Below are 21,718 nucleotides of genomic sequence, written 5' to 3' on the forward strand. Positions count from 1 at the left end.
CGAATGCCCCCAGTTATCGGCTCAGCTCGGGCGCGCCATATGGCTCAAAGTGGAAACGCTTAATCCGCTGCGCTGTTTTAAAGGGCGCGGCGCGGGCCTGGTTATCGCCGGCGCGGTCGCCCGAGGCGAATCGCGTCCGCTGGTCTGCGCCAGCGCGGGCAATTGGGGGCTGGCGCTGGCGTACTATTGTCATAAGGCCGGCCTGCCGCTGACGGTATTTGCCGCGCAAAATGCCAACCCGCTGAAAATTGAGGCCATTGCAGCCTACGGCGCTGATATCAGGCAGGCCGGCGCCGATTTTGATAGCGCCAAGGAACAGGGCCGGCGATATTGCGACAGCATCGGCGGCTGGTTTATCGAAGACGGCCTGGAGCCGGAAGTGAGCGAAGGGGCCGGCACTATCGCTTTGGAGCTGTTGTCAGCCGGTGTTCCGTTCCGCGCAATCTATATCCCGGTCGGCAACGGCGCGTTGATTGGCGGCATGGCGAGCTGGATCAAAGCGTCGGCGCCGGATATCCGCATTATCGGTGTGTGTCCGCGCGGCGCTGACGCCATGTACCAAAGCTGGCTGACTCATCGGGTGGTGATCGGCGGAGTGGTAAATACCCAGGCCGAGGGTTTGGCGGTGCGCGTGCCGGTGCCGCAGGCGCTGGAAGATATGCGCGATGTGGTTGATGAAATGATATTGGTTGAGGAGGAGCAGATAGCCGTGGCGACACGTTATGCGCTTGAGTATGCCGGGCTTATCCTGGAGCCTTCCGGCGCGGTATCCCTGGCTGGCATTTTGTCACAGTCGCCAGGGGAACCGGTGCCATGCCCCGGCCCGGTCGCTGCTATTCTGACCGGAGCGAATATAGCATGTGGCTAAGCGTCGTCATCTGGCAATAGTTTTGTATATCAAACCGCATGGGGCCAACTTTTGCGGTCGCTGAGCTGCGTTAGCGTGTGGTCATGGCCGGCGGCGGCGGACTCAGCAGCAGTGATGGGGCAACGCGTGAGCGTCGGGTGCCATCGAGCACGTCCTGCGGCAGGGCCCATACTTCTCAAGCGAGGCGTGGGCTAAGGCGTTGTTCGCGGCGAAATCGTCGCGCGTGGTGCCTGAGTAGCGATACTGCTGGGTCGATGAAATTGCGATGTGGCGTCAATCGGCTATCCCCAGGGGATAGCGCGGAATAGGCCGCCACGCTTGAGGACGCCTTTACATACCCAGATGCCAACGGTGTCGGATCTATCCCCGGGGGATAGTTGTGGGTTGACCGGGCACGGCTTACGTGCGATGGCGCGCACGATCTTATATGAGGTGCTGGGCTTTCGCCCTGACTACACCGAGCACCAACTGGGGCATGCGGTGCGCGTCCATGGACCTGGCCTATAACCGCACAACGCACCGGGCTGAACGCCGGAAAAGTATCAGAGTTTAAGTCACAGCCAATGGGAGTGTTCGTATGACGTCGTGTTCATTCCTAAGCGGGGATGAGAGAGGTTGTGCAAGGGGGATTCGGATCCACTTGGGCGAGGTGTTTCAGCGCCTGGCTGTGGAAAAGGAGAGCCAATTTGAGGAAGGTGAATTTGTACACAGGTCAAGTGCACATGATGTTGCTGATGCCGTTGAAAGATGATCGCATGAATCAGTCGCACCTGCTGTGATAGGCCATCCACCACTAAATAGCGCCAACTCAGGGACGCGCATTAGCATCCACGCCAGCCGCTTTTTGAGCGGCTTACGCTATGAATGCCCCGGCCTTGCCGGGAGATTGTTACCTTGAGCCGTTCAGAAAAGGCGAGTTAGTCTCACTGTAGCGTAATTGCTGTAAGGGGCTCCCTCGCTCATTTTGTTTAATTTTCTCGTGGGGATGGCTGTGGCTGATGAAACGTTGTCCGACGTGCTCCATTTTCAACAGGGGTGGATAAGGTAATGGTCATCTCTTCCTTCCCGCTATTAGTTTGCAGGGGCACTGCACTCATGCCGGAATTGATGCTGGACATTGTTGGAATACCGGCTATTTGAATAACCAACCGGCTATTGGCGGCGTCTATATGCCCTTGCTCTAACAAATCAAGACGGTCCGCCCAATCCTGCATCATGATCCGTCGCTGTTCAACGTAGGCCGCGTGGTTGTAGGCTGCGCTCACTTTGTTCGGGTCGGTATGAGAAAGCTGTGCTTCTATCCATGTCTTTGGATAACCAATTTCATGCAGTGCTGTGGAAATTGTGCCGCGGATACCGTGGCCAGTCAGACGATCTTTATATCCCATTCGTTTGAGGGCTTGGTTGAGTGTGTTTTCACTCATGCGCTTTTTCAGGTCAGAACTGTGGGGTAAAAGGAATTGCTGCGCAGGTCTACTATTTCCGAGCAGGTGGCGGATGATTTCAATAGCCTGGACAGATAAAGGAACGGTATAGGGCGGGATATCTTGCGTGTGTTTGCCGTTCTTGCGCAAAAGTTTTTTTAGCTGTTTTACGTTATCCGGCGGAATAAGCCATAACCCGCGCGCCAGATCAAACTGCTCTGGCGTAGCCAGGCGTAGCTCGCCGGTGCGAACACCGGTCAGCAGCAGCAGTCGAAGCCCCATCTGGGTGTTCTGTTGGCCAGGATAACAACGTAGGTTTTGTAAAAAAGCGGGGATCTCATGCATCCATAAAAAGGGGTTATGGACAGAAGGTGGTTTAGGCAGTGCGACCACCTTCAGGTCGGTAGCAGGGTTATTCTCCAATCCTTCCACTTTGACTAAAGCAAAGCGGAATAACTGATTCAACCAGCCGCGGACTTTTTCGGCAACGGTGAATGCGCCGCGATGTTCAATTTTGCTCATGATTTGTAAGAGGTCAGTCCGGCGGACATCATAAATAGATGTTTTGCCAATTCTCGGCAGGACATCATTGTTGAAAACTCGCTTGCACTGGGAAAGCGGCGACTTTCTCCCTTCTTTCGACGTCAGTGCCCGGTATGCAGTCCATTCCCTGAATACGGTTTCAAAGCTGTTCTCAGAAGCCAACAAGGTGGCATAACGTTGCTGCTCGCGGGCAGCCCGCGGATTAATGCCCTTTGCCAACAGGGCAGAAGCTTGATCTCTTGACTGTCTTGCTTCACGGAGTGTTACGCTTGGATAGCAACCCAGGGAAATTCGCTTTTGTTTTCCTCCCCAGTAATAGCGGAAGTGCCAGGTTTTTCCACCCTTGGGTGAAACAGCCAGCGAAAGGCCGGCATCATCGGAGAGGGTATAGGCTTTGCCGGTCGCTTTGGCCCGGCGGATTGCGGTATCGGAAAGTGCCATGATCGTAGCTCCTGATTTATGGTCAGAGCTGGATTTTGGTTTCCAATCGTAGAGTCATCTAGCAACAATCCGGAATCAAACTCCCCCGCATTTCCGATGGACTTAAAAATGGACTTAAAAGCATCGGATATAGGTGGATTTCAGTGGACGTCGCTGGAACGGAGAAGGATGGATTTCATCCATATTTCAATAGCCTGTAGATGTCAGTAGACATCTACAGAACAGAATTTGGCTCCTCTGACTGGACTCGAACCAGTGACATACGGATTAACAGTCCGCCGTTCTACCGACTGAACTACAGAGGAATCGCGAGAACGGAGCGAATACTAAAGGCACCGGCCGGTTTTGTCAAAGTTCTTTTCAGCAATTGCCGCCGGATGGCCAGGAGATCGCCAGTTTGCTGATTATCCGCGCAATTTCCGTCGCTTGAGCGCCGTTTCCGTGCGCTGGACGCGTGACATCCAGGCAGGCGCCAAACTCCGCTTCCCACTATGCCAATGCCTGCTTATTGCAATGTGCCAATCCCATGCCAACCCGGACCCTTACCGCGGCCGGGAGCCGCACAGGTTCTGTCTGCTTTATGACAAAAGGTTTGATTTTTGTCCATAACCCGGTGGCGACAAAATTCCACGACATATTTTTATCGTTATATTTCATATGATTGAGATATGGCCGCTTCTGGTACGTTCCCTGCTTAATAGAAAGGGTCAATCGACTAACAGGAGAACGCACATGGCTATCCGTCAATGCGCCATTTATGGCAAAGGTGGCATAGGTAAATCCACTACGACACAGAATCTCGTTGCCGCTCTGGCCGAGATTGGCAAAAAGGTGATGATCATCGGCTGCGATCCCAAAGCGGATTCCACTCGCCTGATCCTGCATGCCAAAGCACAGAACACCATTATGGAACTGGCCGCCGAAGTCGGCTCGGTGGAAGACCTGGAGCTGGAAGACGTATTGCAAATCGGCTATCGCGGCGTGCGCTGCGCTGAATCAGGCGGCCCTGAGCCGGGTGTGGGCTGCGCGGGCCGCGGCGTTATCACCGCCATTAACTTCCTCGAGGAAGAGGGCGCTTACGAAGAAGACCTGGACTTTGTGTTTTACGACGTGCTGGGCGATGTGGTTTGCGGCGGGTTCGCCATGCCGATCCGCGAAAACAAGGCGCAGGAAATCTATATCGTCTGTTCCGGCGAGATGATGGCGATGTACGCCGCCAACAATATCTGCAAGGGCATCGTGAAATACGCCAAGTCCGGCAAGGTGCGCCTGGGCGGCCTGATCTGCAACTCGCGCCAGACCGACCGCGAGGATGAGCTGATCATCGCGCTGGCGGAAAAGCTCGGCACGCAAATGATCCACTTCGTGCCGCGCCATAACATCGTGCAGCGGGCTGAAATCCGCCGCATGACGGTGATTGAGTACGATCCGACCTGCACCCAGGCCGAAGAGTACCGCACGCTGGCGCGCAAGATTGTCGACAACAAAAAAATGATAGTACCCACCCCGGTCACCATGGACGAGCTGGAAGCGCTGTTGATGGAATTCGGCATCATGGATGTGGAAGACGAAACCATTATCGGCAAGACCGCGGCGGAAGAAGCACAGTCGGTCTGATAGCGGCGCGCGCTGCTCCCTGAGCCGGCAACGGCTGGCTTAGGTCACTACCTCCAATCATTATGTAAGGACATCGCCATGACTGATATAACCGGCGAACAAACGCTGGCGCTGATTCAGGAAGTTCTGGAAGTCTTTCCTGAAAAAGCCCGCAAAGAACGTGCCAAGCACTATATGCTCAGCGATCCGGAAATGGAAAGCGTTGGCAAATGCATTACCTCCAACCGTAAATCCCAGCCCGGCGTGATGACGGTGCGCGGCTGCGCCTACGCCGGTTCGAAAGGGGTAGTGTTCGGACCGATCAAGGACATGGCCCATATCTCCCACGGCCCTATCGGCTGCGGCCAGTACTCCCGCGCCGGCCGCCGCAACTACTATACCGGCGTAAGCGGCGTCAACGCCTTCGGCACCTTGAACTTTACCTCGGATTTCCAGGAAAAGGACATCGTGTTCGGCGGCGACAAAAAGCTGACCCAGCTGATTGAGGAAATGGAAACCCTGTTTCCGTTAACCAAAGGCATCTCCATCCAGTCCGAATGTCCGGTCGGCCTTATCGGCGACGATATCGAGGCGGTGGCGCGGGAAATGCAAAAAAAACTCGATAAACCGATAGTGCCGGTACGCTGCGAAGGGTTCCGAGGTGTTTCCCAGTCGCTGGGACATCATATCGCCAACGACGTGGTGCGCGACTGGATCCTGTCCAACCGCGACGATGAAGCGTTTGTTACCACCCCCTACGACATCGCAATTATCGGCGACTACAATATCGGCGGCGACGCCTGGGCCTCCAGGATCCTGCTCGAGGAAATCGGCCTGCGGGTCGTGGCGCAATGGTCCGGCGACGGCACCCTGGTGGAAATGGAAAATACGCCCAAGGTGAAGCTGAACCTGGTGCACTGCTATCGCTCCATGAACTACATCTCGCGCCATATGGAAGAAAAATACGGCATTCCCTGGATGGAATATAACTTCTTCGGCCCGACCAAGATTGCCGAGTCCCTGCGCAAAATTGCCGCGCTGTTTGACGAAACCATCCAGGCCAATACCGAAGCGGTGATCGCCAAATACCAGGCGCAGACCGATGCCATTATCGCTAAATACCGCCCGCGCCTGGAAGGCAAACGCGTGCTGCTGTATCTCGGCGGCCTACGTCCGCGCCATGTAATCGGCGCGTATGAAGATCTGGGTATGGAAATTATCGGCAGCGGCTATGAATTCGCCCATAACGATGACTACGACCGTACCTTGCCGGACCTGAAAAAGGGCACGCTGTTGTTCGATGACGCCAGCAGCTATGAGCTGGAGGAAATCATCAAGGCGCTGAAACCCGATTTAATCGGCTCCGGCATCAAGGAAAAATACATCTTCCAGAAAATGGGCTTCCCGTTCCGGCAGATGCACTCCTGGGATTACTCCGGCCCGTATCACGGCTATGACGGTTTTGCCGTGTTCGCCCGCGATATGGACATGACCCTGAATAACCCAAGCTGGACCCAGTTGACCGCGCCCTGGCTGAAAACCGCCTGAGATTGTTTGCCTGAAGCCTGAACCCGTCAGTTCACAGATTTGTGGCGCGGGAGGAGAGAATCATGAGTCAGAGTGTAGAAAAAACCAAGGCCTGCTATCCGTTGTTTGAGCAAGCGGAATACCAGGCGCTGTTTACCAGCAAACGCGAGCTGGAGGAGGCCCATGGCGAAGCCCGGGTCAAGGAAGTGTTCGAGTGGACCACCACGCCGGAATACCAGGAACTGAATTTTAAGCGCGAGGCGCTGACCATCGACCCCGCCAAGGCCTGCCAGCCGCTGGGCGCGGTGCTCTGTTCGCTCGGTTTTGCCAATACGCTGCCCTATGTGCACGGTTCGCAAGGCTGCGTGGCCTATTTTCGCACCTATTTCAACCGCCATTTCAAGGAGCCGGTGGCCTGCGTGTCCGATTCGATGACCGAGGACGCGGCGGTATTCGGCGGCAATAACAACCTGAACAACGGCCTGCAGAATGCCCATGCGCTGTACAAGCCGCAGGCCATCGCCGTTTCCACCACCTGTATGGCGGAGGTGATCGGCGACGACCTGAGCGCCTTTATAGCCAACGCCAAGAAAGACGGTTTTATCGATACGTCGGTGCCGGTGCCTTATGCCCATACCCCGAGCTTTATCGGCAGCCATATCACCGGCTGGGATAATATGTTCGAAGGTTTTGCCCGCGAATATACCGATAAGACCGACGCCCGGGATTACCAGCCCGGCCGTAACGGCAAGATCAACCTGGTGGCCGGTTTTGAAACCTATCTCGGCAACTTCCGGGTGCTGAAACGCATGATGGACCAGATGGGCGTCGGCTACAGCCTGCTGTCCGATCCGTCCGAAGTGCTGGATACCCCGGCGGACGGCGAATACCGCATGTACGCAGGCGGCACCACCCAGGACGAGATGCGCGACGCGCCGAACGCCATCGATACCCTGTTGCTGCAACCCTGGCATCTGCTGAAGACCAAAAAAATGGTGCAGGAGAACTGGGGGCAGCCCGCCACGCCGGTGGACGTGCCCTTGGGCCTGGAAGCCACCGATCGGCTGCTGATGACAATCAGCGAGCTGACCGGCAAGCCTATTCCCGACGCCCTGACGCTGGAGCGCGGCCGGCTGGTGGATATGATGCTCGATTCCCATACCTGGATCCACGGTAAAAGCTACGGCCTGTACGGCGATCCGGATTTTGTCATGGGCATGACCAGGTTCCTGCTGGAGCTGGGCTGCGAGCCGACGGTTGTCCTGTGCCACAACGCCAATAAACGCTGGCAGAAAGAGATGAAAAAGGTGCTGGCCGCGTCCCCTTACGGCCAGGAAAGCGAGGTGTATATCAACTGCGATTTGTGGCATTTCCGTTCGCTGATGTTTACCCGCAAGCCGGATTTCATGATTGGCAACTCCTACGGCAAGTTTATCCAGCGCGATACCCTTGCTAAAGGCGAGCAGTTTGAAGTGCCGTTGATCCGCATCGGCTTTCCGATTTTCGACAGGCATCACCTGCATCGCCTCTCCACCTGGGGCTACGAGGGCGCCATGACGGTGCTGACCACCCTGGTCAACGCCACGCTGGAAAAACTGGATCGCGATACCATGAAGATCGGCAAGACCGACTATAACTTCGACCTGATCCGCTGACCGACCGGCTCCGGGGATCCCCTCCGGAGCCGCCCCGACGGGAGAAAGCCGCTATGCCGAGTGTGTTATTCAGTGAAAAAGGCGACGATCTGTATTGCTATATCGCCAAGCAGGATTTGGAAGCGCGGGTGATCCGCATTGAATTCGATGATGCCGCCTGCTGGGGCGGCATGTTCGAGCTGGAGGGCGGCAAGTCGTACTACATCTATCCGCAGCCGGGGAAACCGCCGTTCCCGGTGCGTTTACGCGCCAGCAAAAATGCCGGTTAATTACCGGCAACAGGAGCATACCGATGAATGTCGCAACCGACGATCCCTTATTCTGGCGTTTGTTCGCCCTGGCGCAGACCTTGCCGCGGTTGCCGCCCCGTGAAATGATCCTATGGCTGGAGAAGGTGTCCGGCCAGCCGTTGACGCCGGCCCGGCTCGCCCGGCTTAGCCTAGACCATCTGGCGCGGGAATTCCCGTCGGTGGCCGGCCAGCCGACGGTGGGGCTGTGGCAGTTGGTGATGTCCTGCCTGGCGGGCGAACTGCCGGAGCATCTGACCACCCACCCGGAGCGGGCGGAACCGCTGCAGTTGCGCGCCGCCTTTGCCTCCAGCGACGGCCTGATGATTGACGGCCATTTCGGCCAGGGTAAGCTGTTTTTTATCTACGCCTTTGATGATAAAGGTCCCTACCTGCAACAGGTCAGGCGCCACCGCGACGAACCCGACGCGCCGGAGGAGGGCAACGAGGCGCGGGCGCGGATGCTGAGCGACTGCCATTTGCTGTTTTGCGAGGCGATTGGCGGCCCGGCCGCGGCCAGGGTGATCCGCAATAATATCCATCCGATAAAAATCAAGCCGCCGATGACCATCGAACAACAGCTGCAGGCGTTGCGTACCATGCTGGCCGGGCGTATCCCGCCGTGGCTGGCGAAACGCCTGGGCAAAACCCACCCTCTATCGCAGCATCAATTTTCGCTGTGACGCTCCGCGGGCTTGATGAGCAAGCTTAGCCCCGGGGTATAACAGGGAGCGCTCAGGGCGCGTTGGCCCGCCGCCGCCCTGACCTAACCCGTTGTCAGCCCGTTTCGGCGCCCCCTGTGGGCGCCGTTTTTTTATCTCATGGATGTATCGCGAAAAAAAAAGCGCCCGGCGGCGCGGCGGCTAATATAGTTTCCAGGGGAAGCGCTTAACCGGATGCGGGCACCAGTGCTGTTGGCCGGCATGGATTTTAAGGGCGGCCGTATATTTTTATCTCTATATCACGAGGCTAATGGATGGTCGGTAAAAAATGTAACCTCGGCAACGTCGCATCGATCCGGCGGTATATCGGGCTGGTATTGTCAGGGGTCATGCTTTCCGGCTGCGTGGCCATGCCGGGAAAGGTGTCCTACATCGTCAAGGATCCCTCCGCGTCATCGAGGATTGTCGCCACTGCGGACGGCTCGGTACGGGGCGTCGTTTCGCCCCGCGGGCAGGCGTTCCTGGGCATACCCTTCGCGGCGCCGCCCGTCGGGGAGCTACGGTTCGCGCCGCCGGCGCCGGTAATCCCCTGGCATCGGGCGCGCGCCGCCGACAGCGTTGGACCGGCGTGCCCGCAGTCCGTGCTGCTGGCCGCCGGCAATAGTTCCGAGGATTGCCTGACGCTGAATGTCTACGCGCCGCATAATGCCGGACAGGGCATGGTTTTCCCGGTCATGGTATGGCTATACGGCGGCGCGCTCGCATTAGGTTCCAACGCGCAATACGATCCGAGCCTGCTGGCGGAACGGCAAGGCGTTATCGTGGTGGCGCCCAACTATCGCGTGGGCGCCCTGGGTTTCCTGGCTCATCCGGCGCTGCGGGGACCAGGCGAGGGAAACTATGGCGTGCTCGATCAGCAGGCCGCGCTGCGCTGGGTAAAGCGTAATATCGCCGCGTTCGGGGGCGATCCCGGCAATGTCACGCTGTTCGGCGAGTCGGCCGGGGCGCTCAGCGCGTGCGTTCATCTCCTGTTGCCCGGATCGCGGGGTTTGTTCCAGCGGGCGATCCTGCAAAGCGACAGCTGCGCGCAGCCGGACACGTCATTGCCGATGGCGGAGGCGGAAGCCGGCGGGCTGATGATGGCGCGCGATCTCGGCTGTGGCGACGGGCATAGCGCGCTGGCGTGTTTGCGCCGCCTGCCGGCGGAAAAGCTTTACCGCGCTACCAGCCATCGGCGTGGTAATGGCGGCCGCGATGGGTGGGCGCCGATGACCGGAGGGGATGTGCTGCCCAAGCCGCCGGACCAGGCGTTTGCAGCGGGCGAGGGAGCGGCGGTGCCGGTGCTGATGGGCAGTAACCGCGACGAAGGCCGGCTGTTCGCCAACGTCAAGTCGTTCAGTTTTGCCCTGAGTACCCGCAGGGCTTATGAAGATACCGTCGCCAGCGCCTTGCCCGGCGATATAGCCCCCGTGCTGAAGGAGTATGCCGGCGTTGCCGCCGGGTCGTACTACCAGGCTTTTGCCGATATCGTCACGGACTCGCACTTTGCCTGTCCGATCCTGACGATGTCCCGGCTGCTCGGCGGCCGGGCGGCGTTCTATGCCTACGAGTTCGACGATCCCCGCGCGCCCATGTCGTTGCCGCGCGCGCCGTTCACCCCCGCCATGGGATCATACCATGCCGCGGAAATCGCCTATGTCTTCCAGCGTCCCTGGGCCCTGGGCGATCCGAACGACTTCGACCTGAGGCAGCAGGCGCTGGCCGGGCGTATCCAGCATGCGTGGGGGACGTTCGCCCATACCAGCCAGCCGGCGGGTAACCCGGCGTGGCTGGCCTTTGACGGCGCGCGGCCCTACGCGCTTTCCGCGCAACGGACCGGTTATGTGGAAGACTTTGCCCGCCGGCATCGCTGCGCGTTCTGGAACGCCAGGGGCTACTGAGATTGACGCTATGCCGCAGGCGTCCTGAACCGGCGGGCGATCCGGGGTGAATGTGTATTTCCCTGTCAGGCCGGTTGTCTGTTTTGTCGCGTTCACGACAATAAAAATCCTTTTCAAAACAGCAGGTAAACCCTGGCGCGTGATTTGCACATCTTAGTCATCACGAGACTATTGCCGGTTACGGAGAGAACCTGATGAAAAGCACTGAAATCGCCGCGCTGTTCGTGGAGCCTGCCTGCGAGCACAACGGCAAGCATAAAACCGGGTGTAAACCGCCCAAACCCGGCTCCACCGCCGGCGGCTGCGCCTTTGACGGCGCGCAGATCACCCTGCTGCCGGTGGCGGACGTGGCGCATCTGGTGCACGGGCCGATCGGCTGCGCCGGCAGCTCTTGGGACAATCGGGGTAGCCGCAGCTCGGGACCGACCCTCAACCGGCTTGGTTTTACCACCGATTTAAGCGAGCAGGATGTCATAATGGGACGCGGCGAACGCCGGCTGTTCCACGCAGTCAGGCATATCGCCGAGCGCTACCATCCCGCCGCGGTGTTTATCTATAACACCTGCGTACCTGCCATGGAGGGCGATGATATCGAGGCGGTCTGCCGTTCCGCCTCGGTGGCGGCCGGCATCCCGGTGATTGCAGTCGACTCCGCCGGGTTTTACGGCAGCAAAAACCTCGGCAACCGCATTGCCGGCGACGTGATGCTGCGCCGGGTGGTGGGGCAGCGCGAGCCGGCGCCCTGGCCGGTGGATTATCCGGTGCCCGAACCCCGGGGCCATGACATCGGTCTTATCGGCGAATACAATATCGCCGGTGAATTCTGGCAGGTACTGCCGCTGCTCGACGAGCTGGGGGTGCGCGTGTTGTGCACGCTCTCAGGCGACGCGCGTTTTGCCGAGATCCAGACCATGCACCGCGCCGAGGTCAATATGCTGGTCTGCTCCCGCGCCCTGATCAACGTCGCGCGCAGGCTGGAAGAACGTTACGACACGCCCTGGTTTGAGGGCAGCTTTTACGGCATGCGTGAAATGTCGGCTTCCCTGCGCCAGTTGACGCGGCTGTTGGACGATGCGGATTTAACCGCGCGCGCCGAAGCGCTTATCGCGCGCGAGGAGGCGGCGACGCTGCGGGCGCTGGAACCCTGGCGCGACCGGCTGCGCGGCAAGCGGGTATTGCTGTATACCGGCGGCGTGAAGTCCTGGTCGGTGGTCTCGGCGTTGCAGGATTTGGGGCTGGAAGTGGTGGCCACCGGCACGCGCAAATCCACCGAGGAGGATAAGGCGCGCATCCGCGCCCTGATGGGCGAGGACGCGCTGATGCTCGACGAAGGCAACCCGCGCCTGTTGCTCGATACCGCCTATCGCTTTCGCGCCGACATGATGATTGCCGGCGGCAGGAATATGTATACCGCGTACAAAGCCAGGCTGCCGTTCCTGGATATCAACCAGGAACGCGAGGAAGCTTTCGCCGGCTACAGCGGTATGGTTAACCTGGCGGAGGCGGTCTGTCGCACGCTGGAAAGCCCGGTGTGGTCGCAGGTTAACCAGCCGGCGCCATGGGCGCATAAAGGCTGAGGAGAAAATCATGACGCAAGTTGTCCGTTCGGTAAAACCGCTCGCCACCAGCCCAATCAAAAGCGGCCAGCCGCTGGGGGCTATCCTGGCCGCCATGGGGCTGGAACACTGTATCCCGCTGGTGCACGGCGCCCAGGGGTGCAGCGCGTTCGCCAAGGTATTTTTTATCCAGCATTTCCATGAGCCGGTGCCGCTGCAATCCACCGCCATGGAGCCGATCACCACCATCATGGGCGCCGATGATAATATCTATGCCGCCCTGGAAACCCTGTGCGAGCGTAATACGCCGCGTATTATCGTCTTGTTGAGCACCGGCCTGTCGGAGGCGCAGGGCAGCGATCTGGGGCGGGCGGTGACGCTGTTTCGCGCCAGCCATCCCAAACACCGCCAGGTCGGCATCCTGACCGTCAGCACGCCGGATTTTTACGGTTCGATGGAAAACGGCTACGCCGCGCTGTTGGAAAGCGTGGTGCAGCAATGGGTGCCCGCCGAGCCATCGGCGGGGATCCGCAGCAAACGGGTGAATATTTTCCTGAGCCATATGTTTACCCCCGGCGACCAGGAGCTGATCCGCAGCTATGTCGAGGCCTTCGGCCTGCAGCCGGTTATCCTGCCGGATCTGACGCAGTCCATGGACGGCCACCTGGCGGTGGGCGACTACAGCTCGCTGACCCAGGGCGGGACGCCGCTGCGCCTGATGGAACAGCTGGGGCAAAGCGTCGCCACCTTTGTGATCGGCGTCTCGCTGGCCAGGGTGGCGGCGCTGATGGAGCCGCGCGGACGCGGCGTCTGCGTGCGCCTGCCGCACCTGATGACGCTGACGCAGATGGATGAGTTTATCCAGCAACTGCACCGCATATCCGGGCGCGAAGTGCCGGCCTGGATCGAGCGGCAGCGCGGCCAGTTGCTGGATGCGATGATCGATTGCCATGGCGAACTGCAGGGCGGGCGTATCGCGCTGGCCGCCGAGGCGGATCTGCTGCGCGGCTGGAGCGATTTTGCCCTCAGCCAGGGCATGAGCGTGGTAAACGCGGTGGCGCCGGTTAACCAGCCCGGGCTGGCCGCGCTGCAGGTGGATAAGGTGACCATCGGCGATCTGGAGGATCTGGCGGATCTGCTAGATGCGACGCCCGCCGATATGATATTCGCCAATTCCCACGCCGCCGACCTGGCAGAACGCCTGGATGTGCCGCTGGTGCGCACCGGCTTTCCCCTCTATGACCGCCTGGGGGAATTTCGCCGTACCCGGCAGGGGTATGCCGGCATCCGCGACACCCTGTTCGACCTGGGCAATATCATGCGCCACCGCCACCATCATCAGCCGGTGTACCACTCGCCGCTGAAACAACAATTCCCTGCCGTCTCACGCGCACAGGACGCCGGCTTATGAACAACTTCCAGCGCAATCTTAGGGTCACCACCGCTTCCGACTGGGCGTTACGGGTCGCTTTTGCCAGTACCGACCTGCATTTGGTCAACCAGCATTTCGGATCGACGCCCCGTCTGGCGATTTATGGCGTCAAACCCGACCGGGTGACGCTGCTGCAGGTGACGGATTTTATCGTCCAGCCGGGACACGACCTGGATAAGCTTAGCTGCCGTATCGCGGCGCTGGACGGCTGCCTGTCGCTGTACTGCGTGGCGGTGGGAGAAAGCGTATTCCGGCAGTTGCTGCGCGTCGGCGTGCGGGCGGTGAGCGTGCCGGCCACCACCTCCATTGCCCATCTGCTGACTGAAATCCAGCAAAATTGGGACGCGCCGACCGTGCAGCGTCATCAGGAAAAACGCGATCCAAGGCGCTTCGAACGTTTCCAGCGGGAGAGCCGATGGGAGGAGGACGAACGCTGATTTGTGTCATTTCCCTGACAAAACCGACAACCAGCCCCGACATGTGCGGGGTTTTTTTTGGCCCCGATCCCGCTATCTTGTTGAAATTTCGATAAAGATGTGACTGGCATCGCATTTGCTCATTACTTGGTACCCCCCAACGCGGAGCGACATCATGATTCAGATCGAAGCGGAAGCCTTGCAGCAGTTACTTTTATTGCGCCGGAAGCTGACCGAACCCTGTGCCGGTCTGCGCCTGTGGCTTGACGGCGACGCCTGTCACGGCTGGCGGGTGTCCCTGGAATGGAGCGGGGTACAACGGGAGGAGGAGTACTCCGTCGAGTACCAGGGATTGGTGTTGCTGGCGGCCATTGCGCACTGGCCTTATTTGCAGGGCGCGACGCTCACGGCGGGAGCCCGGGGCGGGGAGCAGGGCGTCTGGATTGACCTGCAGGCGACAGCCTGCCATTGCGACAATCAGGTGTGCTCATCATAACCGGCATTCAGCTAAGGCATTCACCCGGGGTATTGCCAGGCATCGCCCCGTGAACTGGAGAAAAATGTATGTGGAATTATTCAGAAAAAGTCAAAGACCATTTTTTCCATCCGCGCAATGCCAAAGTCGTCGAACAGGCGAACGCGATAGGCGATGTCGGCTCGCTGAGCTGCGGCGACGCCCTGCGCCTGATGCTGCGCGTCGATCCCGAGACTGAAATTATCGAAGAGGCGGGGTTCCAGACCTTCGGCTGCGGCAGCGCCATCGCCTCATCCTCGGCGTTGACCGAACTGATTATCGGCCGCACCCTGACCGAAGCGGCGCAGCTGACCAATAAGCAAATAGCCGATTATCTCGACGGCCTGCCGCCGGAAAAAATGCACTGCTCGGTGATGGGCCAGGAAGCGCTGCGCGCCGCCATCGCCCAGTTCAGGGGCGAGGCGCCGGAAGCCGATCATGAAGAAGGGGCGCTTATCTGCAAGTGTTTCGGCGTCGACGAAGGCCATATCCGCCGCGCGGTAATCGAAAACGGCCTGTCCACCCTCGAGGACGTTATCAACTACACCAAGGCCGGTGGCGGCTGTACCTCCTGCCATGAAAAAATCGAGCGGACCCTCGGGCAGATCCTGAGCGCGCAGCCGGCATCGTCGCCGGCCGCCGCCGGGCCGGCGCCGGTCGCGCAGCCGCGCGACGAAAACTGGCTGGCGGTGGAAGAGGTGATTGCCGGCCTGCGCCCGCATATCCAGGCGGACGGCGGCGATATGCGCCTGCTGAGCGTGTCTGAAAAACAGGTGACCGTGTCGCTGTCCGGCAGCTGCAGCGGTTGCATGATGACCGATATGACCCTGGCCTGGCTGCAGCAGAAGCTTATCGAACGCCTGGGCCGGTTTATGCATGTAGTGGCCGACCCGGCCACGGTCTCCACCAGCGAAGTTGAATGAGGTAAGCCGATGAAAGCCGTTTATCTGGATAATAACGCCACTACCCGTCTGGACCCGATGGTCCTCGAAGCGATGCTGCCGTTTCTCAGCGAACATTATGGCAATCCTTCCTCAATCCATGATTTCGGCCAGCCCGCGGGCATTGGCCTGGCCAGGGCGCGGGAACAGGTGGCCAGCCTATTGGGCGCGCGCCACGACAGTGAAATTATTTTCACCTCCTGCGCCACCGAGGCCACGTCCACCGCCATCCTGTCGGCGGTGGAGGCGTACCCCGAGCGGCGGGAAATCATCACCAGCATCGTGGAGCACCCCGCGACGCTGACGGTCTGCGAACACCTGGAACGCCAGGGTTACGTGATTCACCGCCTGCCGGTGGACGGCGAGGGCGCGCTGGATATGGACGCCTACCGGGCGGCGCTCAGCGATCGCGTGGCGCTGGTCACCATCATGTGGGCCAATAACGAAACCGGCGTGGTCTATCCGGTGGCCGCCATGGCCGAGATGGCCCATGAGCACGGCATTTTGTTCCATTGCGACGCGGTGCAGGCGGTGGGCAAGGTGCCGGTGGCCGTTGGCTCGACCGCCATTGATATGATGTCCTGCTCCGGGCATAAATTCCACGGTCCCAAAGGCATCGGCTGCCTGTATCTGCGGCGCGGCACCCGGTTTCGGCCCCTGCTGCGCGGCGGCCACCAGGAGCGCGGGCGGCGCGCCGGCACCGAGAACATCGCCGGCATCGTCGGCATGGGCGCGGCGGCGGAGCTGGCGGATATCCATCTGCCGATGATGACCGGCCAGATAGCCCAAATGCGCGATCGCTTGCAAGACGGCATCCTCGGCGCCATCCGCCACACCCTGGTGATGGGCGGCGACCAGCCGCGCACGCCGAACACGGTGAATATCGCTTTTGAATATATCGAAGGCGAGGCTATCCTGCTGCTGCTGAACCACGTCGGCATCGCCGCCTCCAGCGGCAGCGCCTGTACCTCCGGCTCGCTGGAGCCTTCCCATGTGATGCGCGCCATGGGCATTCCCTATACCGCGGCCCACGGCACCATCCGGTTCTCGCTGTCCCGCTATACCCGCGAAAAAGAGATTGATTACGTCATCGGGCAACTGCCGCCGATCATCGCCCAACTGCGCGCCTTGTCACCTTATTGGCAGGGCGATCGTCCCCTGGTGGCCGAAAACGCCGCTTTTGTGCCGATCTATGGTTAACCAGGGGAAACAGGCCAATGACCGCGATCGTGATTAACGACACCACGCTGCGCGACGGCGAGCAAAGCCCCGGCGTGGCGTTCAGCGCCGGGGAAAAGGTCGCCATTGCCTGCGCGCTGGCCGGGGCGGGGGTCGGCGAGCTGGAGGTCGGCACGCCGGCGATGGGCGACGAGGAGTGCCGGCGCATTGCCCTGGTGCGCCGGGCGCTGCCGGAGCAGGTGCTGATGTCATGGTGCCGGTTGAACCGCCACGAAATCCAGCTGTCGGCCGGCCTGGGGCTGGACTGGGTGGATGTCTCGCTGCCGGCGTCCGGGCAAATGCGCGACTATAAGCTGCGCATGGGCTGGCCGCAGTTGGCGCGGGAGCTGTCCGCGCATATCGCCTACGCGCGGTCGTTGGGGCTGAAGGTCAGCGTCGGCTGCGAGGACGCCTCGCGCGCCAGCGACGAGGAGCTGCGGCAGATAGCCCTGGTGGCCGGCGACGCCGGCGCGCTACGGCTGCGATTTGCCGATACCCTGGGCGTGCTCGATCCCTTCACCACTTTCGAACGCATCGGTTTGTTACGTTGTCACTGGCACGGCGAAACCGAGATGCACGCCCATAACGATCTGGGGCTGGCCACGGCCAATACGCTGGCGGCGGCGCGCGCGGGGGCGACCCATGTCAATACCACGGTCCTGGGGCTGGGCGAGCGCGCGGGCAACGCATCGCTTGAAAGCGTGGCGATGGCGCTGGAGTCATGCCTGCACATCGACACCGGTGTCCATTTCAACCGCCTGCCCGGGTTATGCCAGCAGGTTGCGCAGGCGGCGCGGCGATCGATCGATCCCCAGCAGCCGCTGGTCGGGGAACAGGTGTTTACCCATGAATCGGGCATCCATGTGGCCGGCCTGCTGAAAAACCCCGCCTGTTATCAAAGCATCGATCCGGCGCGGCTGGGCCGCGGCCACCGGCTGGTGCTGGGCAAGCACTCAGGGCGGCATGCGGTCGAACGTATCTACGGCTCCCTGGGTTACCAGCTTACCGGCGGGCAGGTGGAGCAACTGCTGTACGCGCTGCGCGCGCGGGCCGAAGAGTGGAAGCAGATCCCCTCCAACGACCGGCTGCACGATCTTTACGCGGAGTTATTCGGCTTGCCCGGTTCGGGCTTCGGTTTGGCATGTTGCGCGGGAGGATAGGATGGAGTGGTTTAGCACATTACCGGGCGTCGATGAGCTGGAATCCGCCGAAGCGTTTTTTAACTATTTCGAATTGCCCTGCGACCCGGCGGTGATCCGCACCAAGCGCCTGCATATCATGCATGATTTCCACCAGCGCCTGGCCGGGGTCATCAGCCTGCCGCTGGCCGATCTGCCGCCGGGCGAGGCCGGTGAACTGCGGCGTATCAAGGCGCACTGGTCGCTGGCAAGGCGCCTGTTGAGCGAAAGCTACCGGCGCTTCCTGGCGGGCGAGGTGGCCGAGCAGTCGGGGCTGTCAATCTACCGGCGCAACCAACGCTGCTTTACCCCCTGGAGCGGCTTAATGGAGGTTCACCATTGAAACCGACCTATGAATTTGGCGACCGGGTACGGGTTATCCGTTCGCTGCGCAACGACGGCACTTTCCCCGGCAAGGCCCGGGGCGCGATGCTGGTCCGTAAAGGCAGCATCGGCTACGTGCGTGAATGGGGCACGTTTTTACAGGATAATATTATTTACCAGGTACACTTTGTCGAGGAAGACTGCATCGTCGGCTGCCGCGAACATGAGCTGGTTTCCGGCGAAGCGCCGTGGATTGCCGGGCAATTCCAGTTCGGCGACTGGGTCAGCGCCGCGCTGCCGCTGGCGATCAACGGCGAGCCGGTGGTGACGGAAGGCCAGGTGGGCCAGATTATGGACGAAATCCGCGATTTCGAGCCCATGGCCTACGTGGTGCTGTTCGAGGGCAGGTTGTTCCGCGTCCCGGAGCAGGCGCTGGCCCCCAGGGTCTGCGAGCCGTGAAGCCCATGCGGGAAAACGGGCCGGGCCGCGGACCACGCGTTCCACCGCAGGATAACACTATGGAAAAATGGCAGATTTTTTCCCGCGTAAAGCTCTCGCTGGCGCTGTATCAAACCCCGCCGTGGTTATTGAGCGCCGAGGTGCTGACGCAGTTCGAACCGCGCTACGCCCGTCAGCTGCGGTTGGAGAGCCGCGTGGTGGCGCAGGCCCAGGCGCTTGGGCTGCGCGCCACGGAAAATGAGATCCGGGCGGCGGTGGCCGACCTTGACCAGCGCCTGGATCATGCCGTCCTGCAACCCCGGCAACTGGCGGAAATGGGGCTGGATGCCAGGGGATTATACCAGGCCATGACCCATGAGGTGCTGCTGGACAAGATGCTGGAGCAGGTGGCGCAGCAGGCGCCGCAACCTTCCGGGGCGGAGGTTGCGCAGTGGTATGCCGCGCACCAGGACAAATTCACGCGCCCGGAACAACGGGAATGCAGCCATATTTTACTGACGGTGGATGAGGAGCAGCCGGGCTGCCGGCCGGATCAGGCGGCGCGCCGCATCGGCATCTTGCACCGGCGACTGCGCCGTGACGCGCGCGACTTCGCCCAACTGGCGCTGCGCCATTCCGAATGTCCCACGGCGCTGGACGGCGGCAACCTGGGATGGATCGGCCGCGGCCTGCTGTACGAGGCGCTGGATAACGTGCTATTTTCCCTGCCGATGGGCGATATCAGCGACGTTGTCACCAGTCCCATGGGCCTGCATATCCTCTACTGCCGGGATATCCGTCCCGCCGCGCCGATACCGGCCGCGGAGGCCATGGCCGCCGTCGAGGCCCGGCTGCGCGCCGAATCCCGCCGGCTATTCCAGCGCCGTTGGCTGGAGACCCTGGCGCAGGATGGACGGTTTCCCCCGGCGGAGCGGTAACGCGTCCCAGGCACTGGCGCGCTGGACGGCGACCGGTAGCCAACGACCGCTGTTCGCGGGTCCCGAGGGCTTGGATCCCATTGCCGCCGGCGCGCCGACGGACAGCTTGCCTGTGATTAGGGCAATATCAGATAGATTCCGGCGGCGAGGACCGATCGCTTGCCCTATATTCTTCCGCCGCCGTTTTCAGCCAGTCACAGAAGAGCGTGGCTTTGCGGTTTTGTTTCCGGCGCCGCAGGGCAACATAGTTTAAGCCGCTCTCGATAAACCCGCAGGGGGCAATCAGCCGCCCCGACGTTACATCTTCCGCTACCAGCGGCCATGGCGATACCGATACGCCCAGGCCGGCGATTGCCGCTTCCAGCATAAAATAAAAATGCTCGAACTCGGCCGAGCCTTCACCGTCGGCATCGATTCCCGAACGCGCGCTCCAGTCAGACCAGGCGCCGCGCCGCGAAACCGTATGCAACAGCGGGACATGCCAGGATTTTCCCGGCAAAAGAGCGATGGACGGCGCGTGAACCGGGCCGAATTTTTCGTTAAACAGGTAGATGACGTCAACCCCCTGCGGCCAGGGCGCGCAACCCACCCTGATGGCCACGTCGACATTATCCCGGAGGGGATCGGACGAGGTGCCTGATGAATTCAGGCGCACATCGACATGGGGATGCGTTGCATTAAAATGATGAAGACGCGGTATCAGCCAGCGCATGGTGAAGGTGCCGGGACAGGAGACATCCAGCGGGCCTTCATCGGTGTCCGCAATCCGTCCCACCGCCTGGCCCAACTGATCAAACGCGGTGGTTAATGCCGGGAGCAGCGCGCTTCCCGCCTCGGTCAGCCGCGGCGCATGCTTTGGGCCGGCGAATAAGGCCACGCCCAGCCATTCCTCCAGGTGGCTGACCTGCCTGCTGATCGCGCCGTGCGTCACGCACAGCTCTGCCGCCGCCAGCTTCATCAGCCCCAATCGGCCGGCCGCTTCAAAGGCCCTGAGCGCGTTCAGGGAAGGGATTCGGCGTCTCATTGTGATTTTTCCTCACTTACGCAGTCACGAAAAGTCGATTAACAGCGATCTAATCAGGAAGTAAGGTGGTATGCAAGAAAGGTTGATTATCTCTTGAGGAGGCCAAATGGATCAAACAACGTGGCGGGCGGTGGACGATTACCTAACCGGCTGGCTGGTACCTGAGGACGCGGCGCTGCGGCGTGCTTTGGCGGCAAATATCCAGGCGGGCCTGCCGCCCCATGATGTCGCCCCTAACCAGGGCAAGCTGCTGCATATTTTTGCCCGCATGGTACGGGCCAGGCGTATTCTTGAAATCGGCACGCTGGGCGGGTATAGCACTATCTGGCTGGCGCGGGCGTTGCCTGAAAATGGCGAATTGGTAACATTGGAATGCGCTAAAAACCACGCCGCTATCGCGCGTCAAAACCTGGAGCGCGCGGCGCCGGCCGCGCGGGTTACTTTGCGGGTGGGGCCGGCCTTGGATACGCTGGCGACCTTGGATGTTAACGACCCGTTCGATCTGATATTCATCGACGCGGATAAGGCCAACAACCCTGCCTACCTGGGCTGGTCGTTAACACTGTCCCATCCCGGCACGGTCATTATCGCCGACAATGTCATTCGTGACGGGAGCATTTTGGATCACGCCAGCCGGGATGAACGCGTGACGGGTATACGGCACTTTTTCTCTGCCTTGTCCGCTAATCCCGGGCTGACGTCGACCGCCATCCAAACGGTGGGCAGCAAGGGATGGGACGGTTTTTCCATTTCGCTGGTGAATTAGAACGCCACGACGTGCCACCGGGGTGGCCGC

20 protein-coding genes and 1 tRNA gene are annotated in these 21,718 nt (G+C 60.5%); 18 read left to right on the forward strand and 3 right to left on the reverse strand.

From position 1 onward, the window contains the following. A partial coding sequence (locus tag GRH90_RS09290; RefSeq protein ID WP_162365671.1) for a threonine ammonia-lyase occupies positions 1-868 on the forward strand: 868 nt, incomplete at its 5' end. A 968-nt stretch (positions 869-1,836) separates the two neighbouring features. On the opposite strand, the gene GRH90_RS09300 is transcribed toward GRH90_RS09290, so the two are convergent. Beyond that, a complete protein-coding gene (locus GRH90_RS09300) occupies positions 1,837-3,276 on the reverse strand; it encodes a tyrosine-type recombinase/integrase (protein WP_162365672.1) in 1,440 nt (479 codons plus the stop codon). Between the two features lie 229 nt (positions 3,277-3,505). Next, positions 3,506-3,581: transfer RNA gene (locus tag GRH90_RS09305), tRNA-Asn, on the reverse strand. A 427-nt stretch (positions 3,582-4,008) separates the two neighbouring features. Here GRH90_RS09305 and nifH point away from each other — a divergent pair. The 16 genes from nifH (at position 4,009) to nifM (ending at position 19,898) form a co-directional block, all read left to right on the forward strand. Beyond that, entirely contained in the window at positions 4,009-4,893 is an 885-nt protein-coding gene (gene nifH, locus GRH90_RS09310) for a nitrogenase iron protein (RefSeq protein ID WP_162365673.1), read from the forward strand. 78 nt (positions 4,894-4,971) lie between these two features. After that, positions 4,972-6,420, forward strand: coding sequence for a nitrogenase molybdenum-iron protein alpha chain (gene nifD / locus GRH90_RS09315; RefSeq protein ID WP_162365674.1), 1,449 nt, complete (start codon positions 4,972-4,974; stop codon positions 6,418-6,420). 62 nt (positions 6,421-6,482) lie between these two features. After that, a complete protein-coding gene (nifK, locus tag GRH90_RS09320; protein ID WP_162365675.1) occupies positions 6,483-8,054 on the forward strand; it encodes a nitrogenase molybdenum-iron protein subunit beta in 1,572 nt (523 codons plus the stop codon). Positions 8,055-8,107: 53 nt separating this feature from the next. After that, complete coding sequence (gene nifT, locus GRH90_RS09325; RefSeq protein ID WP_162365676.1) at positions 8,108-8,323, forward strand: putative nitrogen fixation protein NifT; 216 nt, start codon at positions 8,108-8,110, stop codon at positions 8,321-8,323. A 23-nt stretch (positions 8,324-8,346) separates the two neighbouring features. Beyond that, positions 8,347-9,024, forward strand: a complete 678-nt coding sequence (locus GRH90_RS09330; RefSeq protein ID WP_162365677.1) for a NifB/NifX family molybdenum-iron cluster-binding protein — start codon at positions 8,347-8,349, stop codon at positions 9,022-9,024. A gap of 293 nt (positions 9,025-9,317) precedes the next feature. After that, positions 9,318-10,943, forward strand: a complete 1,626-nt coding sequence (locus GRH90_RS09335) for a carboxylesterase/lipase family protein (RefSeq protein ID WP_162365678.1) — start codon at positions 9,318-9,320, stop codon at positions 10,941-10,943. A gap of 194 nt (positions 10,944-11,137) precedes the next feature. Next, on the forward strand, positions 11,138-12,520 hold the full coding sequence (gene nifE, locus GRH90_RS09340; RefSeq protein ID WP_162365679.1) for a nitrogenase iron-molybdenum cofactor biosynthesis protein NifE: 1,383 nt from the start codon (positions 11,138-11,140) through the stop codon (positions 12,518-12,520). A gap of 10 nt (positions 12,521-12,530) precedes the next feature. Continuing rightward, on the forward strand, positions 12,531-13,910 hold the full coding sequence (gene nifN, locus GRH90_RS09345) for a nitrogenase iron-molybdenum cofactor biosynthesis protein NifN (protein ID WP_162365680.1): 1,380 nt from the start codon (positions 12,531-12,533) through the stop codon (positions 13,908-13,910). After that, positions 13,907-14,368, forward strand: a complete 462-nt coding sequence (locus GRH90_RS09350; RefSeq protein WP_162365681.1) for a NifB/NifX family molybdenum-iron cluster-binding protein — start codon at positions 13,907-13,909, stop codon at positions 14,366-14,368. Before nifN ends, GRH90_RS09350 begins: the two co-directional genes overlap by 4 nt. Positions 14,369-14,522: 154 nt before the next feature. Beyond that, complete coding sequence (locus tag GRH90_RS09355) at positions 14,523-14,843, forward strand: hypothetical protein (RefSeq protein ID WP_162365682.1); 321 nt, start codon at positions 14,523-14,525, stop codon at positions 14,841-14,843. Between the two features lie 68 nt (positions 14,844-14,911). Next, positions 14,912-15,784, forward strand: coding sequence for a Fe-S cluster assembly protein NifU (nifU, locus tag GRH90_RS09360; RefSeq protein ID WP_162365683.1), 873 nt, complete (start codon positions 14,912-14,914; stop codon positions 15,782-15,784). Positions 15,785-15,793: 9 nt separating this feature from the next. After that, on the forward strand, positions 15,794-17,002 hold the full coding sequence (nifS, locus tag GRH90_RS09365; RefSeq protein WP_162365684.1) for a cysteine desulfurase NifS: 1,209 nt from the start codon (positions 15,794-15,796) through the stop codon (positions 17,000-17,002). A gap of 17 nt (positions 17,003-17,019) precedes the next feature. Beyond that, entirely contained in the window at positions 17,020-18,180 is a 1,161-nt protein-coding gene (gene nifV, locus GRH90_RS09370) for a homocitrate synthase (protein ID WP_162365685.1), read from the forward strand. A 1-nt stretch (position 18,181) separates the two neighbouring features. Beyond that, entirely contained in the window at positions 18,182-18,541 is a 360-nt protein-coding gene (locus tag GRH90_RS09375) for a nitrogenase-stabilizing/protective protein NifW (RefSeq protein WP_162365686.1), read from the forward strand. After that, positions 18,538-18,981: a nitrogen fixation protein NifZ gene (locus GRH90_RS09380; protein ID WP_162365687.1), complete on the forward strand. Its 444-nt coding sequence runs from the start codon at positions 18,538-18,540 to the stop codon at positions 18,979-18,981. Before GRH90_RS09375 ends, GRH90_RS09380 begins: the two co-directional genes overlap by 4 nt. 59 nt (positions 18,982-19,040) lie before the next feature. Further along, positions 19,041-19,898 (forward strand): nitrogen fixation protein NifM, encoded by an 858-nt coding sequence (gene nifM / locus GRH90_RS09385; RefSeq protein WP_162365688.1) that lies wholly within the window; start codon positions 19,041-19,043, stop codon positions 19,896-19,898. 127 nt (positions 19,899-20,025) lie between these two features. Here nifM and GRH90_RS09390 read toward each other — a convergent pair whose 3' ends face one another. Beyond that, complete coding sequence (locus tag GRH90_RS09390) at positions 20,026-20,922, reverse strand: LysR substrate-binding domain-containing protein (protein WP_162365689.1); 897 nt, start codon at positions 20,920-20,922, stop codon at positions 20,026-20,028. 106 nt (positions 20,923-21,028) lie between these two features. On the opposite strand from GRH90_RS09390, the gene GRH90_RS09395 reads away from it, so the two are divergent. Continuing rightward, the gene (locus GRH90_RS09395; RefSeq protein WP_162365690.1) at positions 21,029-21,688 is read left to right on the forward strand and encodes an O-methyltransferase; all 660 of its coding nucleotides are present in this window, start codon (positions 21,029-21,031) and stop codon (positions 21,686-21,688) included. Positions 21,689-21,718 lie beyond the last annotated feature (30 nt).

It is taken from the genome of Acerihabitans arboris (assembly GCF_010131535.1).
Lineage (GTDB): Bacteria > Pseudomonadota > Gammaproteobacteria > Enterobacterales > Enterobacteriaceae > Acerihabitans > Acerihabitans arboris.

Bases quoted from the DNA above. Each gene is read 5' to 3' on its own strand.
- GRH90_RS09300 (WP_162365672.1), bottom strand. From the start codon at position 3,276: ATGGCACTTTCCGATACCGCAATCCGCCGGGCCAAAGCGACCGGCAAA.
- nifH (WP_162365673.1), top strand. From the start codon at position 4,009: ATGGCTATCCGTCAATGCGCCATTTATGGCAAAGGTGGCATAGGTAAA.
- nifD (WP_162365674.1), top strand. From the start codon at position 4,972: ATGACTGATATAACCGGCGAACAAACGCTGGCGCTGATTCAGGAAGTT.
- nifK (WP_162365675.1), top strand. From the start codon at position 6,483: ATGAGTCAGAGTGTAGAAAAAACCAAGGCCTGCTATCCGTTGTTTGAG.
- nifT (WP_162365676.1), top strand. From the start codon at position 8,108: ATGCCGAGTGTGTTATTCAGTGAAAAAGGCGACGATCTGTATTGCTAT.
- GRH90_RS09330 (WP_162365677.1), top strand. From the start codon at position 8,347: ATGAATGTCGCAACCGACGATCCCTTATTCTGGCGTTTGTTCGCCCTG.
- GRH90_RS09335 (WP_162365678.1), top strand. From the start codon at position 9,318: ATGGTCGGTAAAAAATGTAACCTCGGCAACGTCGCATCGATCCGGCGG.
- nifE (WP_162365679.1), top strand. From the start codon at position 11,138: ATGAAAAGCACTGAAATCGCCGCGCTGTTCGTGGAGCCTGCCTGCGAG.
- nifN (WP_162365680.1), top strand. From the start codon at position 12,531: ATGACGCAAGTTGTCCGTTCGGTAAAACCGCTCGCCACCAGCCCAATC.
- GRH90_RS09350 (WP_162365681.1), top strand. From the start codon at position 13,907: ATGAACAACTTCCAGCGCAATCTTAGGGTCACCACCGCTTCCGACTGG.
- GRH90_RS09355 (WP_162365682.1), top strand. From the start codon at position 14,523: ATGATTCAGATCGAAGCGGAAGCCTTGCAGCAGTTACTTTTATTGCGC.
- nifU (WP_162365683.1), top strand. From the start codon at position 14,912: ATGTGGAATTATTCAGAAAAAGTCAAAGACCATTTTTTCCATCCGCGC.
- nifS (WP_162365684.1), top strand. From the start codon at position 15,794: ATGAAAGCCGTTTATCTGGATAATAACGCCACTACCCGTCTGGACCCG.
- nifV (WP_162365685.1), top strand. From the start codon at position 17,020: ATGACCGCGATCGTGATTAACGACACCACGCTGCGCGACGGCGAGCAA.
- GRH90_RS09375 (WP_162365686.1), top strand. From the start codon at position 18,182: ATGGAGTGGTTTAGCACATTACCGGGCGTCGATGAGCTGGAATCCGCC.
- nifM (WP_162365688.1), top strand. From the start codon at position 19,041: ATGGAAAAATGGCAGATTTTTTCCCGCGTAAAGCTCTCGCTGGCGCTG.
- GRH90_RS09390 (WP_162365689.1), bottom strand. From the start codon at position 20,922: ATGAGACGCCGAATCCCTTCCCTGAACGCGCTCAGGGCCTTTGAAGCG.
- GRH90_RS09395 (WP_162365690.1), top strand. From the start codon at position 21,029: ATGGATCAAACAACGTGGCGGGCGGTGGACGATTACCTAACCGGCTGG.